This window comes from Mucilaginibacter segetis (genome assembly GCF_016522075.1).
Classification (GTDB): Bacteria; Bacteroidota; Bacteroidia; order Sphingobacteriales; family Sphingobacteriaceae; genus Mucilaginibacter; species Mucilaginibacter segetis.
In genome coordinates this window covers 354,284-370,025 of the sequence record NZ_JAEHFW010000002.1, presented here as the reverse complement: position 1 = coordinate 370,025, position 15,742 = coordinate 354,284, and the positions used below count along the sequence as shown (strand labels likewise).

At 43.4% G+C, this 15,742-nt stretch carries 8 protein-coding genes; 1 reads left to right on the top strand and 7 read right to left on the bottom strand.

Features of this window, described 5'->3' with window-relative positions; translation table 11 throughout:
- Positions 1-7: 7 nt before the first annotated feature.
- Positions 8-1,912 (bottom strand): beta-N-acetylhexosaminidase, encoded by a 1,905-nt coding sequence (locus I5M19_RS11295; RefSeq protein ID WP_200066439.1) that lies wholly within the window; start codon positions 1,910-1,912, stop codon positions 8-10.
- A 219-nt stretch (positions 1,913-2,131) separates the two neighbouring features.
- Here I5M19_RS11295 and I5M19_RS11290 point away from each other — a divergent pair, with 219 nt between their 5' ends.
- Complete coding sequence (locus I5M19_RS11290; protein WP_200066438.1) at positions 2,132-3,526, top strand: Gfo/Idh/MocA family protein; 1,395 nt, start codon at positions 2,132-2,134, stop codon at positions 3,524-3,526.
- Between the two features lie 60 nt (positions 3,527-3,586).
- On the opposite strand, the gene I5M19_RS11285 is transcribed toward I5M19_RS11290, so the two are convergent.
- The 6 genes from I5M19_RS11285 to I5M19_RS11260 form a co-directional block, all read right to left on the bottom strand.
- On the bottom strand, positions 3,587-7,402 hold the full coding sequence (locus I5M19_RS11285) for a T9SS type B sorting domain-containing protein (protein ID WP_214653056.1): 3,816 nt from the start codon (positions 7,400-7,402) through the stop codon (positions 3,587-3,589).
- Between the two features lie 35 nt (positions 7,403-7,437).
- The gene (locus I5M19_RS11280; RefSeq protein ID WP_200066436.1) at positions 7,438-11,280 is read right to left on the bottom strand and encodes an NHL domain-containing protein; all 3,843 of its coding nucleotides are present in this window, start codon (positions 11,278-11,280) and stop codon (positions 7,438-7,440) included.
- A 13-nt stretch (positions 11,281-11,293) separates the two neighbouring features.
- Entirely contained in the window at positions 11,294-12,280 is a 987-nt protein-coding gene (locus I5M19_RS11275; protein ID WP_200066435.1) for a glycoside hydrolase family 43 protein, read from the bottom strand.
- 10 nt (positions 12,281-12,290) lie between these two features.
- Positions 12,291-13,034: a YdcF family protein gene (locus I5M19_RS11270; RefSeq protein WP_200066434.1), complete on the bottom strand. Its 744-nt coding sequence runs from the start codon at positions 13,032-13,034 to the stop codon at positions 12,291-12,293.
- A 321-nt stretch (positions 13,035-13,355) separates the two neighbouring features.
- Complete coding sequence (locus tag I5M19_RS11265) at positions 13,356-14,000, bottom strand: gluconate 2-dehydrogenase subunit 3 family protein (protein WP_200066433.1); 645 nt, start codon at positions 13,998-14,000, stop codon at positions 13,356-13,358.
- A 6-nt stretch (positions 14,001-14,006) separates the two neighbouring features.
- Positions 14,007-15,740, bottom strand: coding sequence for a GMC family oxidoreductase (locus I5M19_RS11260; protein WP_200066432.1), 1,734 nt, complete (start codon positions 15,738-15,740; stop codon positions 14,007-14,009).
- Positions 15,741-15,742: the final 2 nt, after the last annotated feature.

Here is a 15,742-nt window from a genome sequence, read left to right as displayed (position 1 = left end):
CACGTCTTTATCTGACACGTCTCTTTAACTCATCTATCGGCATGGTTAACATTCGTCCAATTGGTTTTTTACCCCGGTAGGTTATCACTCTTAACTGGGTAGCATCCTCGGGTACCGTGATAGTTCCGGTGTATTTAGGATAAAACCTGTCCGGAAAGGAGTTGTCAAAACTATAATAGATGTCTAATCCAGGTACTTCTGTACTCAGGGTAACATTTAGGGAGCTGTCGGCATTCATGCCCGCTGTAAATATGGGATCATAGACGCTTGGGGCATATTTGATCTCCGCTTCGTTAAATCTTTCAAATTGCTTCTCCACCTTCGGGAAAAACGTGGCGAAGTTTTTCTTTTCTTTTGGCGACCAAAGCGTCTCAGCTATGGCAAATCCGCGTGGCCATGTCATATACTCTGCCTGCCTGAAATTGTAAACCTGCTCGGTCCACAAATTGGCTTGTCCGCCAAGTATTAAACTTGCATCAACACTATCGGGCACCGGCTCAAACTGATACGATTTACTTAAACGCAGGGTAGCGTAAACGTGTGGTTCTGTTATCCTGTCGGCCTGCATATAATCCAAATAGGCAAAGGTAGTAGGGCTCATTACCACCTCGTGGCCTAACTTAGCGGCTTCAATACCGCCTTTTATACCGCGCCAGCTCATAACCGCCGCGTTGGGGCCTAAGCCACCTTCCAATATCTCATCCCAGCCCATAAATTTTTTACCTTTTGATTCTACTATCTTTTCCAGCCTTTTTTCAAAATAGCTTTGCACTTGTTCCATAGTGGTAAGATTTTCCCGGGCCATCAGCGCCTTTACAGCGTCGCTTTGCTCCCAAAAATTCTTAGCGCATTCGTCGCCACCCATGTGTATATAATCGAAAGGGAATAGCTGGGCAAGTTCTGTTACTACCTTATCTAAAAAGTCGTAAACTTTTTCATTTGCGGGGCATAAGGTGTTATCTACCAGGGCGGTTAAACCTGTCGATTTAAAATCCATGATATGCTCTCCTGACCGTACCACATAATTTTCTGCGCCGGGCGTGCATGATAGCTCAGGATAAGCAACTACAGCGGCCAAACTGTGCCCCGGCACATCAACCTCGGGCATAATGTTTACAAATCGGTCTTTAGCATATTTAACCAGTTCGCGTATGTCATCCTGTGTATAAAAACCACCATAAGTGCGTGGCGCATCCGGTTTTGGCGGAGTGAAGGATCCAAATTGTCCAACCTTTTTAACATTATAAGCGCCAACGGTAGTTAAGCGCGGCAAGCTTTTAATTTCAACCCTCCAGCCTTCATCGTCAGTTAAATGCAGATGCAGTAAGTTGAATTTATAACGCACCATATCATCAATGTAATGCATTACTTCCTGCTTGGTAAAAAAGTGACGGGCAACATCAAACATCAGCCCCCTCCATTTAAACCTGGGGTAATCCGTAATATCAACCGCAGGTACGGTCCATTTTACATTTTTGGCAATCTGTAAACTTTCAATTTCTTTAGGCATCAACTGCAATAAAGTTTGTACACCATAAAACAGCCCGGCAGGTTTATTGGCCGTAATAATAATTCCCTTAGGCTTAACCGACAAGTAATACCCCTCGTTGCCAATTAAAGTATCAGCTTTTTTGGTAAGTACTAACTTAATGGCGGCTGTTGTGAGTTTTGATTTTATAGAGATAGCCCTACCTGTAGCAGTTGATATTTTCTGTTTCAAAACATCTAACACAGGGTTCATTTCCTGTCCCGAGCCCGATTGTATGGTTACTATTTTTGGGAGTACAAATTGCCCCGAATGAGTAGTTGTCTTCACCGGTTCAGGGATTATAGCGATGTCGCTTTTTGCCGTTTGGCTAAATGCCGGAGCTATACAAAAACAGGCGATAAATAGTAAAAATATTTTTTTCATAAAGTAAAATTATAGTGGTTTAATGCAGGCTAACAGAATGCAATTTAAACTTTTTAAATTATATTAAAAAGTTTTTTTATGTTCAATAAAAATAAAACGTTCGTGATGCTCAATATAAATCTATCGTTCTATTTTTTTTATTAAATTGCCTTATAATAAACCTGATAGCTATGCCTGTAGCTGAATTTTTAACCAATTAGTAATCTTAATTAAAAAACAATGTCAACTGATCGCAGAAAATTTCTAAAACATCTGGGTACTTCGGTATTACTTACTTCCGCGTCGCTAACCAGTCTGGCGGCAAGGGAAGAAAACGAATTAAGAATATTGCGCGCTGAAAAGCGTGTTGGGCCAAACGATAAGATCCGCATTGCCACCATTGGCATGGGGATAATGGGGTTTAATGATACTCGTGCTGCCTTAACTGTGCCCGGTGTTGAACTGGTGGGATGTTGCGACTTGTATAAAGGACGGCTTGAGCGTGCCAAGGAGGTTTTCGGGAAAGATATTTTTACTACCGACGATCATCGTGCGATACTTGATCGTAAAGATGTGGATGCGGTTATTATTGCCACCAGCGATAATTGGCACAGCGCCATAGCAATTGATGCCATGCACAAAGGCAAGGCCGTTTACAGCGAAAAACCAATGGTGCATAAAATAAGCCAGGGACTTGAGGAGATCAAGGTTCAAAAGCAAACCAAATCTGTTTTTCAGGTGGGCAGCCAGCGGGTAAGCAGCATTGCATATAAAAAGGCAAAAGAGCTATACGAGGCCGGCGCGATAGGACAAATAAATTCCATTGAGGCGTCATTTAACCGCCAAAGCGCTTTGGGTGCCTGGCAGTATACTATTCCTTTTGACGCATCGGTACAAACAGTTGATTGGGCACGTTTTCAGGCTAACGCACCTGTTAAATACGATTATGACAGTAAGCGTTTTTTCAGATGGCGCAACTACCGCGAGTACGGTACAGGCGTGGCAGGCGATCTGTTTGTGCACCTGTTAAGCGGGATACATTTTATTACCAGTTCCAAAGGGCCTGAAAAAATATACTCCATTGGCGACCTGGCGTACTGGAAAGACGGCCGTAACGTGCCAGATGTAATGAGTGCGGTTATCCATTACGGAGAAACGAAAGAGCATCCGGCATTTCAGGTTACGCTCCGCGTTAATTTTATAAGCGGCGAAGGTGATCATAGTACCACAAAGATTGTAGGATCGGAGGGGGTGATGGATCTGGGTGGTGAAGGCGACGGGTTTACTATCCGTAAAAGTAAGATGCCGGTTGCTCCGGGCATAGGCGGTTGGGATTCATTATACACGTTTACCGAAGCCCAGCAAAAAGCACTGATGGATGATTATAACAAACGCTATTCGCAGGCCGACCAGCAGGAACCTAATATTCCGGGACTTACTTACCGGGCACCGGAGGGGTATAATGCTTCCAACGACCACTTCGCTAATTTTATGGATGCTGTACGGAATGGTATGCCGGTAGTAGAAGACGCGGTATTTGGTTTTAGGGCCGCTGCACCCTGCCTTGCCTGTAACGATAGCTACTTTGAAAACAAGGTAATACACTGGGATGCGGAAAACATGAAAATAGTATAACACACATTAATTAAAACACATTTTATTAACGGTCATGGGCTTTTAAACCTATGGCCGTTTTTATCTTAAAATAGTTACGCTGCCTGATATTACGTTGTTACGAATGTGTGTGTCAATTACATAATAATAGGTGCCCGCAGGCAAGGCCTTTCCCAGATAGTTGCCATCCCAGGGTTTGCTATACCCAACAGACTGATAGATAAGTTTGCCATAACGGTTATAAATATATACTGTGCTTTTAGGATAGCTTTGCAATATGGGTATTTGCCAGTAATCATTTATTCCATCGTTATTTGGCGTAAAGGTATTGGGTATAACAATTGCGCATTCGCTGTTGGTTAAAACGCTTATAGTTATAGTGTTTGACTCAACCGTGGGGTTAGCCAAACAATTCCCATTAGCTGTTATAGTGCAGGTAACATTATCACCGTTACTTAATGTGCTGCTGCTGAATGTTGCACTGTTATGCCCTGCATTTATCCCGTTCACTTTCCATTGATAAGTAATTGTAGTACCGCTTATTGCTGAGTTAGGTGTGGTTGCAGTAAAATCAATCGGAGTGCCGGGGCAGATGGCGTCCGTTATTGATGCAGAAATATTAACTGACGCGTCGGTTACTTCACTTACCGTAAGCGTAACCGGTGCTGACGGCGCCGAAGGTAGGGGCGCACAGCCATCATTGTTAACAACAATACAGGTGATCTGATCATTATTAGCTAAAGTATTGCTCATGAATTGCGGACCTCCCGTATATACATTAACCCCGTTAACCGACCATTCATAAGTTGGATTATTACCGGGATTCTGTGCTGCAGCGGTAAAAGTAATTGAAGCTCCCGCACAGGAAGCCGGAGACTCGGGAGTAACTTTTACGATAGGTGTAGGCAGTTTAATTGCAGTTACGTTAAAAGTTACAGATGCCATATCGTATATGCTAAGGTCGTCATTAGCGGTTAACGTAACAGCAACGGTTTGCCCGTTATTTATCACAGTACCCGCTGCCGGGCTTTGCGTATAATGAAAATTGGTACTGCATGCGCTTTTGGCTGTAGCGTCAACGGTATAATCCGGAACTACCGCCGGGCAGGCATCAATGTAAGGAATAATAGCCGCAGCATAAGTTTTGGTAATAGTAATAGGACTGGTTATAATAATATTTACATCTTTACTCGCTGTGTTGGTTTTGTCTGTATTATCCAAATAACCTGCTTCCCCGCTGCCTGCTATGGTAGTTACCACGCCTGTTGGAGTGATCTTCCGGATACGATGGTTATTCATATCCGCTATATAAAGGTTATCCGACGGATCAATAGTGATACCTGCGGGATTATAAAGTTTTGCCGCGGTACCTGTACCATCCGCATAGCCTGCTACGCCACCCGCAAATATGGAGAATGTGCCATCTGGCGTTATTTTATAGATCTCTGTTTGTTCCGATCCTACAAAAATGTTGCCCTTACTGTCAACCACCAGGCGTGTAAATCTTAAAAGCGGGTCGGTTCGTCTGAACAAAGTAGTTACCACGCCGGCAGGTGTAACCTTTCGGATGGTATTTACATATTGCTGATCGGATGAACTAACATACAATATACCATCTGCACCAAAAAACAAACCTGTTATACCATTAAAACTGGCGCCGCTGCCCGTACCGTCAGCTGTATCAAATCGCCCGCTGCCTGCAAAAAGGGTCGCCGAGCTGCCATCAGGAGATACTTTAATAATAATGTTATTATCGGCTACAAATATATTATCGTTTTTATCAATGGCGATTGATTTTGCCTCAAAGGCCTGTTCGCTGGTAAAAAATTTAAGTTCTTCATAGGCGAAGGTGCTTACATCACCGGCCGGGGTTATCTTTTTTACTTTAAAATTGGCCACATCGCATACATAGACATTACCGTGCGAGTCGGTAGCAATCGATAATAAATCACGACTAAAACGAGCTTCCTGGCTTTTGCCGTCCGCATCTCCGGGCGCGCCGCTGCCCGCAAGTGTTGAAACCTTTCCATTGGGAGCTATTTTCCTCACCCGGTAATTACCTAAATCAGATATATACAAGTTACCGAAAGCATCGTAGGTGATGTTTGACGGATAATTAAACTGCGCGGTTAAAGGGTCTATCGGGTCGGGCCCGTATCCCGCACTTACGGTAATAACCTGCGGGCCTATATCAATACAACTAAATGTACTATCTTTTAATTTAACAATGGGCTCGGGTAAATCAGTTTCGCCTGTAACGGTAGCAACATCGCTTACTTTAACGGTATAGTTTCCTGTTCCATCAAGCGGTAATAGTATTTGTCCTGTCTTTGGTGTGATAGTTGGATATTTAAGATCAGGCGGTACAGCGGTTACTACAAGCACCTGGGAAACAGTAGGTGCGTCACTATGATTTATATCCCCCTTCTGATCTGCATAAATAGTTACCGTGCCGGGGCCAACGATATGTATTTTACCATCAGCAATAGATGCCACACTAATATCGCTTGTGGTATAGGTAATAGGAAGATTGGTATTACTGTAAGCGCCCGGTTCAAAATCCGGGTCGGTTTGTTTTTTTTGTGGTAATGGCCCAAATGTGATGGTTTGAGGTGTGCGGCTGGCTTCGTTAACCTGAATGTTTACGGTATAAACACTTTTTCCATAAAGGTTGTAACCTGCTATAGTGTAATTAGTTGCCGGTGATGCCAGTGTTGGAGTACCACTTATAATCCCGGTTGTTGCATCAAAATTTAAGCCTGGTGGCAATGCAGGTGAAATAGAATATCCCGTGTAGGAAATTTTTCTTATCAGGTTATTTCCTGCATCCGCCACATACAGGTTTCCATTATTATCAAAACAAACACCTGACGGATCGTTAAACGAAGCCCCAGCGCCAATGCCATCTGCAGAACCCCTTGTACCACCTGCGATTTTGGATATAAAAGAGTTAGCGTCTATCCTGCGAATGAGTTGATTACCTGCATCGGCAACAAAACCAGTTTGAGCCTGGTCGAAAATTAAGCCTTTCGGACTGGTAAAGGTAGCGCTTGTGCCAAAGCCATCATATGCGCTTGGCAATGGCTGTCCGGCAAAGGTACTTACTATAGGTGTGGGGGTAAGTTTTCTTATATAATGGCTGTCTGTTACATAAAAGTTATTGTCGGGCGCTATGGCTATTCCCCACAACGATGAAAAACTGGCTTGCGGACCTGTACCATTACTTGGAAGGTTACCGGAGGGCCCGCCACCGGCAAATGCAGTAATATATCCGTCATGAACCTCTCTTATCCGCAAGTTGTTAAAATCGGTGACGTATAAAAGCCCGGCATTATTAATAGATATAGATATGGGATTATCAAAAGTATTATTGGTTATTCCCCTTGTTCCTGGCACACCCGCATATATTCTAACTAAACCTAACGGAGATATCTTTCTAATGAGTTGGTTACCCTGATCCACCACAAACAGGTTGCCGTCCGGATCTATGGTCATACCCGTTGGCCTCGAAAATTGTGCGGTATTGCCCAATCCATCAGCGTAACCTGCAGTGCCATTCCCTGCAAAAGTGCTTACTGTTCCATCGGGAGTAATTTTTCTTATCGCGTTATTTCCGGCATCAGCTACATACAAATTTCCGGCGGCATCAATTTTTACATCTCTCGGTGTGTTAAAGCTGGCGTTCCTTCCATTTGCATTTACGAAGCCTGTAGTGCCGTTGCCTGCAAAGGTAGTAACCTGTCCGAATATGGTTGGTGGTACACTACCACCTCGATTATCAGGAGCTAAAGGTGTAATTGGCGTATTAATGGTATACACCTGTGGCGATGGATCGCGAAACCTTGGCGCCTGCGCATACCCCATTCTTATTGTTGATAAAACAATTACCAATAGCATATAATGTAACACACTTCTCACAGATCTGCTTTTATTTATCTTAATATGGTTAACGGGCCTGACAGGGGGGTACCACCGTTCTTTAAGTTTATAACATAATAATACGTTCCGGCCGTTAAAAGTTTTCCTTTATAATTGCCATCCCACGCCTTGGTATATCCAATGGAGTGATAGACGACCTTTCCATATCTGTTGTAAATATAGAAATCACAATTGGGGTAATTAGAAAGTTCCGGTATTTCCCAATAATCATTTACGCCATCGCCGTTAGGGGTAAATGTATTATTAATTTTAATAGCACATTCCAGGTCAGACCTTACATTAACCGTTATAATGTTTGATGGGGTTACCGGGTTAGCGATACATTTTTCACTCACTGTCATTACACAGGTAACAAGGTCACCGCTTGCCAGTCGGTTAGTAGTAAATTCGGCATTGTTAGTACCCACATTTTGCCCGTTCACTTTCCATTGGAATGATGCTGCCGTGGTGCTTTGCAAGTTTGCAGGTATTGCTGTAAATGTTACCTCAACCCCGGGGCATATTGCCTGACTTACCGAAGAGGTTATTTGTAGCGATGCACTTATGTTGGCTGCCGCATTTGCTGTTATAATATTTGATGGCGTCGATGCAACCGGTGTACATGCATCATTGTTGGTTACTATACAGCTTATTTTATCGCCGTTGTTTATTGATGTTACGAGGAATGATGGCCCTCCCGAATACCTATTTACTCCGTTTATCTTCCATTGATAAGTTGGCGTTTTGCCTGCATTTTCGCTTTCTGCAATATAAGTAACCGGTGATCCCTCGCACAACGAACCGGATTGCTGGGTGATTTTAACACTTGGCGGCTTCACTAAAATAGCCGTTACGCTAAAAGTAGCCGTAGCGGTTTGGTTAAGGTTGTCTGTAGCAGTTAAAGTTACATTAACGGGCTGGTCAGTCGCTAACATTGTTCCGGCCGCAGGCGATTGCATAAACTGAATATTGTTTGCGCAGGTACTGGATGCCGCCGCGTCCTTAGTATAGTCAGGTAACGTGGCAGGACAAGCCGCGGCAACCGGAATGCTGACATCACTATATGTGCTGATAAATTTAACAGGACTGATAATATTTACATGAACTTCTTTAGTGGTGGCATTACTTTCGGCAGCATTATCAAAAAAGCCGGCTTGGTGGTTCCCGGCTATGGTGGTAACAATTCCCTGTGGGGTAATCATTCGGATAAGTTGGTTGTCAGTGTCAGCAATGTATAAATTATCATTACCGTCAATGGTAATTCCTATCGGATTGTTGAATTTGGCTGCTGCCCCCTTGCCGTCTGCGTATCCGCTGGTATTGCCTGCAAATATTGAGAAATCACCGTTGGCTGTTACCTTATATATTTTGTGCGAAGCCGACGCCACAAAGATATTTCCATTACTATCCACAACCAAACTTGAAAATCGCAATGCAGATGCAGTTGTTTGAAAAACTGTAGTTACCACACCCAGTGGTGTTATCTTCCGGATAGTATTGGCATAGTCGTTATCGCTGGTACTCACTAATAAATTGCCGTTCTTATCAAATGCCAATCCGAAAATTCCACTAAACCCCGCTGCAACACCTACGCCATCCACATTTTTTTGCAAACTGTTTCCGGCAAATACGGTCACTGTTTTCCCGTCGGGGGTTACCTTTAAAATCCTTGATTTATCTGCAACAAAAATATTGTTGAAACGGTCAATGGCGATGGATTGAACTACAAAAAAGCTACCCGAATTGGCCGCTTTTAAAGCATTGGTAGCAAAGGTGCTTACCAGGCCATCGGGCGTTATTTTTCGTACCAGCATATTTAATACATCACAAACAAAAGTATTGCCACTATCATCATTGGCAAGCGATAACAGATCGCGGCTAAAACTGGCATTGAGGGAGGTGCCATCACTACTGCCAATTATTCCGTTACCGGCTAATGTAGTTACCCTCCCTTCCGGACTAAATTTACGCACCCTGAAATTACCCAGATCGGATATATAAATATTACCTGTCAGCGCATCATACGATAAACCTGAGGGATAGTTAAATTCCGAGTTTAAAGGGTCTGCAGGGTCGGGGCCGTAACCGGCGCTTACCTTAATGGTTTGTAAGCCTAAATTGCTACAATCTACTATTGCGGGTTTTATTTTAATACTTAATGGCGGTGTGTTTTCTCCGGGGGTAATTGTTGCAATATCGTCGAGTTTAATAGTATAACTCCCAAACTGATCAAGCGGCAGGGTAAGTGGGCCAGGCTTTGGTGTTACACCGGGCTTTTTTAGATCGGGGCCTTGTATAACAGTTAATTGTTGCGACGCCGGCTCGGCTTCTTTATAGTTAATATTCCCCATCTGTATTGCAGTTATGGTAACAATACCTGCTCCAACAATATGAATTTTACCATTAGCTATTGATGCTACAGAAAGGTCGCTGCTGGTATAGGTAATAGGTATCGTAGGGTTACTGGTGGTGGCGCCTGGATCAAAATCCAGATCGCCGGTGGTTTTGTTAGGTAAGGGGCCAAAAGTAATTTTTTGTGACAGTAAATTTGCTGATCTTACCTCTATACTTACTGTGGTAACGCTTCTGCCTGCAGTATTATAAGCGGTTATGCTGTAGTTGTTAGCCTGTATCGTTGCGGTAGGAGTACCGCTTATTATTCCTGTTTTACTATCGAAAATTAAACCCGGCGGTAGCTCAGGGCTTATGCTATATCCGGTTGTTACCACTTTACGGATAAGGTTATTCCCTTCATCAGCGATATATAAATTGCCTTCGGCATCAATTGCTACACCCGCCGGCGCATTAAAAGTTGCTGCAGTACCTACCCCGTTTGTTGAACCGCGCGTTGAACCGGCTATTGTATTAACCGCGCCGACAGGATCCATTCTGCGGATATAGTTATTGTTTTGATCGCCTATAAACAAAACACCGGCGCCGTCTCTTACGATTCCCGCAGGTATATCAAACCTGGATGCTTTGCCGGTGCCATCATAGTTTCCATTAAAAAAACTGCCCGCAATTGTAATAACATTACCATCAATATCTATTGTTCTGATATGGGAATTATCGGCCATATAAATAATACCATCAGATCCAACTGTGATTGCGTTCGGGCTTATAAACGTTGCTGCATCGCCCTTTCCGTCAATCCAGCTTTTTGTACCGTTGCCGGCTAATGTGCTAACATTGCCATCGGGTGCTACCAGCCGTACCATTTGATTGCCGTAGTCGGCTACAAACAACCAGCCTATATCGCTTGCTGCTATACCTGTTGGTAAATTAAAAGTTGCAAAGCTTCCGTGTGAGTTGCTGGCTCCGCTAACACCCGGATTACCTGCAAGGGTGCTTACTATGCCATTGACATCTATTTTGCGTATAAGGTGGTTTTTGGTATCAGCCACAAAGATATTTCCATTTTTATCAACTGTAATACCTTTTGGCGTGTTAAAGGTAGCTGTCGCGACCGGTCCGTCCGCAAAACCAGCGATTCCGGTTCCGGCAACGGTACTGACAATGCCGTCAGGTGTGATCTTACGGATAAGGTTATTTCCCGCATCAGCAATATATAAATTGCCGGCAGCATCTATTTTTATATCATGAGGTGCATTAAAGCTCGCTTGTGTTCGCGGCCCATTAGCTTTGCCTGTTGTTCCGTTACCTGCAAAAGTGGTAACGTCTGCAAATATATTTGGTGGTACGGCTCCGCCTGTATTTTCAGGGACAAGGGGGGATATTGCTGTACCTACCATATAAGATTGTGGTGATGGATAGCTAATAACCGGAGATTGGGCATAAATATCACTGATCCCTATAACATGGAGCAGGAATACAATGATATTTAAGGCCCTTTTCACCGTTCCTGATTCATCATTTCAATTTTTTTGGAGCGACACCTTTGTTAGTTATCTTAACCGGATTAATAAGTCCGTTTGCATCAAAGGTCATTTTATCAATACAGGTTACGCGGTGATTGGCATCGGTCTCCGTTAACGGGCGACGATGATAAACGATATACCATTCGTCCTTGCCGGGTACCTGTATAACAGAATGGTGCCCAGCACCTGTCGCTACGGTAGGATCTTGCTTAAGTATGGTGCCTATTTTTTTAAACGGGCCGTTTATATTATCACCTATGGCATAGGCAACACGGTAATCAGGGCCGGTCCACCCACCTTCTGACCACATAAAGTAATACTTTCCTTTTCTGATGAACATTACCGGCCCCTCTACATAACCCTCCGGGGTTATTGAACGGTACATTGTACCATCCTTAAAGGGCACAATGCCGGTAAAATCACTTTTTAAGCGGGCTATATTGCAGTGGCCCCATCCACCGTAAATAATGTAATACTGGCCATCGGTATCTTTAAAAACAAACTGATCTATCGGTTGGGCGCCATTATAAATCTTATCTATTAAAGGTTTGCCCAGGTAGTCTTTGAACGGCCCTTCCGGCTTATCCGCTACCGCAACTCCTATGCCGCCAACAGCATCATTGTTCTGAATGTCATTGGCACCAAAAAAGAAATAATACTTACCATCTTTTTTAACAATGGCAGGCGCCCACATGGCGCGTTTGGCCCATTTAACATTAGCCGAATCGAGCACGTCATTATGTTTGGTCCAGTTTACCAGATCAGGTGATGAAAAAGCATCAAAATGTACTTGCTGATTATAAGGCGCGGAATAAGTGGGATATACCCAGTATTCTTTACCAAATACTGTCGCCTCCGGGTCTGCATACCACCCATCAAAAATTGGATTCCCCGATGTTTTTTTACTATTACTTTTTTGGGCGAAAGAGGCAGTTATGCAAAATGTTGTAATTAAGATAAGTAGTGTGTGTTTTTTCATTTGTTATTAATTATTTAAACCAGGCCACAACATAGCCTATTATTTCTTTAAAATACGTATTCCATTTACCAAATGCATCGGTACCGGGCAAAAATTCCGATAAAGATACAGTTCCTTTGCTTACCATATAATCGCAAGGATAAGCATCTACAGCTAATCCCGCTTTTTTAAATATCAATAACGAACGCCTCATATGATACGCTGATGTTACCAGTAAATAAGGCGGTTTTAAATTGGCTTTAACGAGTGCTTTTTTTGAAAACGCCGCATTTTCAAAGGTATTACGGGCGTGGCTTTCAATTATTATAACACTATCCGGAAAGTTAAGCTTTTTTAATTCATTTTTAACAAAGGCTCCCTCAGTAAAACCATCCGGAAATAAGTCTGCGTTCCCTCCGGTAAATAATAAATGGCTTGCCGTTCCATTGGCTAATAACCGCGTAGCCTGTATAAATCTGTCTTCCGCATCATTAAAATGTCCGGTGCCATCTTCCCTTTCCGATACAAAGCCCCCTAAAACTATCACCGCGCTGTATTTAATAGATTTAGGTTGATGGGGAGGTACATCCCACACGTGGGCGAACAATCTGACAGGGAACCCGATGCCAAAAAAATACAGTATAGCAACGGATAGCATAACTATCCTGTACCTTTTTTTTTGATTTTTAGTAACAAGCGCATATATAAGCAAGTAAAACGCCCATGCAAAGGGCGAGACAAATACAATAAGCAATTTAGAGAGTATAAAGTACATGGCTTATATATAGCGGTACAATTTAACTCATTTTTTAATATACTCCGAAGAATTAGCTTATGATATGCAAATATTAACGTGGGCGTTAATAGGGATAGGGCGCAAATCCGGATGGATACTATCGTTTAAATGATCGTTAACTTTTGTTTACTCCTTGAGGGCGGGGCTATAAACCGGGCAGCTCACACTAACTGGAAATGTGCTGGTGTACAGCCGACCCGCGAATGAGAAACAAAAAATAACTGCCCTAATATAGATTCAGGGGGAATAGCAGAAATTAAAGCCAAAAGCGCGGGAAATTTTCCCGCGCTTTTTTATATGCTAACTATACATGTCATGTTGTAACTGTTCCATGCCGTATTTTTTTAATACGTCCGGAGGTACACCGGTCCACTTATTAGGTTGATTACCTGCATAGCCTATATCTTTAACACCCATTTCACTGGTAAAAAAGCCGGTTGCGGTTAAATCGCGCATGCGATTAAAAAAGGCAACTCCCTGCTGCATTTCGGGTTTAGCTTTTGTGGGGTATGCTATCTGGTCAATTAATTCTAATTGCTGTGCCTTAGTGCATTTTATAAACGCGTTGTTATAACGGTTAAGGCATTGCATATCGAGCCAGCGTAAACCACCGCGCATTGGTAACTGATGATCAGGTATATCTTTTACTATAAATTCAATAAAATCAGGCACCTTTGCATCTGTCGCACTTCCTGATTTTTCATCTTTCGGAATGATGATATCCGCTAATACGGCAATAGTTGCCATTTCGTGATCAGTAAAAAAAGTATCGGCCTTTAATTTGTTTTCACGGGCCACTTCATACGGTTGCCTTCCGGGAACTGCTTCAGGTTTCGCATCGGCGGCGGTTTTATCAGTTTTATCTGGCGTATTGCAGGCACCAAGTAATACCGTTGTTGATAAGGTGCCTAAGCCAATTGCTTTTAGGGATTCGCGTCTGTTCATGATGCCTTATACATTTAATTTTTTACGTTGTGATAAAATATATTCTGCTGTGCGCATGGATAATGCCAGAATGGTCCAGGTTGCGTTTTTATCGCCCTGTTGTACAAACGGAGCCGCGTCAACCACAAAAAGGTTTTTACAGTCGTGCGCCTGGCACCATTTATTAAGCGCCGATTTTTTCGGATCGTCGCCCATACGTACTGTACCTACCTCATGGATGATCTTGCCGGGAGCTTCCAGTCCGTAGTTGGTTTCAGGACCTTGTTTTCCACCATGTATCGCACCCATATTATGCAATATTTCCTCAAAGGTATCCTGCATGTGTTTAGCCTGTTTAATTTCCTCATTACTCCATTTATAATGGAAACGTAAAACAGGAATACCAAACTTATCAACCACATTCGGGTCTATCTCACAATAGTTATCGTAACGTGCAATGGCGGTACCACGGCCGGCCATACCCACCTGTGTGCCATAAAAACGGCGGTAATCATCTTTTAACGATGCGCCATAACCACCAGCATCCTTCATTTTGCCATCGCGCGCAGGTACTGCACCGTTCATGTATTGCATGCCGAAACCAAAACCGTAACTTGGCATGTGCATGCCGCCGCCGTATTCAATGTGGTAGCCGCGAGGGAAATCCAGTTTCTTATTATCAAGCCACCAGGGCGAATAGATATGCACACTACCAACACCATCTTCATTATAACGCTTGCGGTCCATTAATTGCGGTAAAAAGCCACCCGCGCCCGATCCGGTAGAATCGTGAATATAATGGCCCACTACACCGCTGCTGTTAGCTAAACCACCCGGATGCGCTGCAGATTTTGAGTTTAGCAATATACGCGCGGATTCACCTGCGCTTGCTCCCAGTACTACAGTTTTGGCATTTACCTGGTATTCCTGCATATCGTCCTTATTTACATAAGATACACCGGTAGCCAAACCATTTTTATCTGTAAGAACCTCACGCACCATAGCATTAGGTATTACTGTTAAATTACCGGTTTTAATGGCTGGGATAACTAAACAGGATGATGAGGAAAAATCGCCATATACTTTACAGCTTCTGCCGCATTGGCCACAAAAAAAGCATGCGCCCCTGTCTTTATTGCCGGGCAAGGCCTCGGTTAATATCGACCCGCGGCCCGGTATGATTTTAACACCAGATTTTTTAGCACCGTCTACTATAAAAAGTTCATTAAGACGGGGTTTGGGAGGTGGTAAAAATATACCATCGGGTTCATTCTCTAAGTTTTCAACTGTGCCGTAAACACCTATCATACGGTCAACACGGTCGTAATAAGGTTTTACCTCATCATAGGTTATTGGCCAGTCATCAGTAAGGCCATCTTTGGCTTTAAAATCATGTGGCCCCATACGTAAGGATATCCTGCCCCAGTGATTGGTGCGCCCGCCCAGCATGCGTGAGCGAAACCAGTAAAATTCAGTATTGTCTTTTGTTGTATAGGGCTCGCCTTCAATTTCCCAGCCACCATAAGCGGCGTCAAAATCGCCAAAGGGACGGGTTGTGCTTGCACCTCTGCGTGCCGATTCCCAGGGCCATTTTAGCTGAAGCGAATCTTTTGCCGGGTCAAAGAACGGACCGGCCTCTAACATTAAAACTTTTACACCGGCATTGGCCAAAACATAGCCGGCCATACCACCACCGGCACCAGAACCTACTATAACTACATCATAGGTTGTGCCTGATTTTTTGATCTGCAAATCTTCCATTA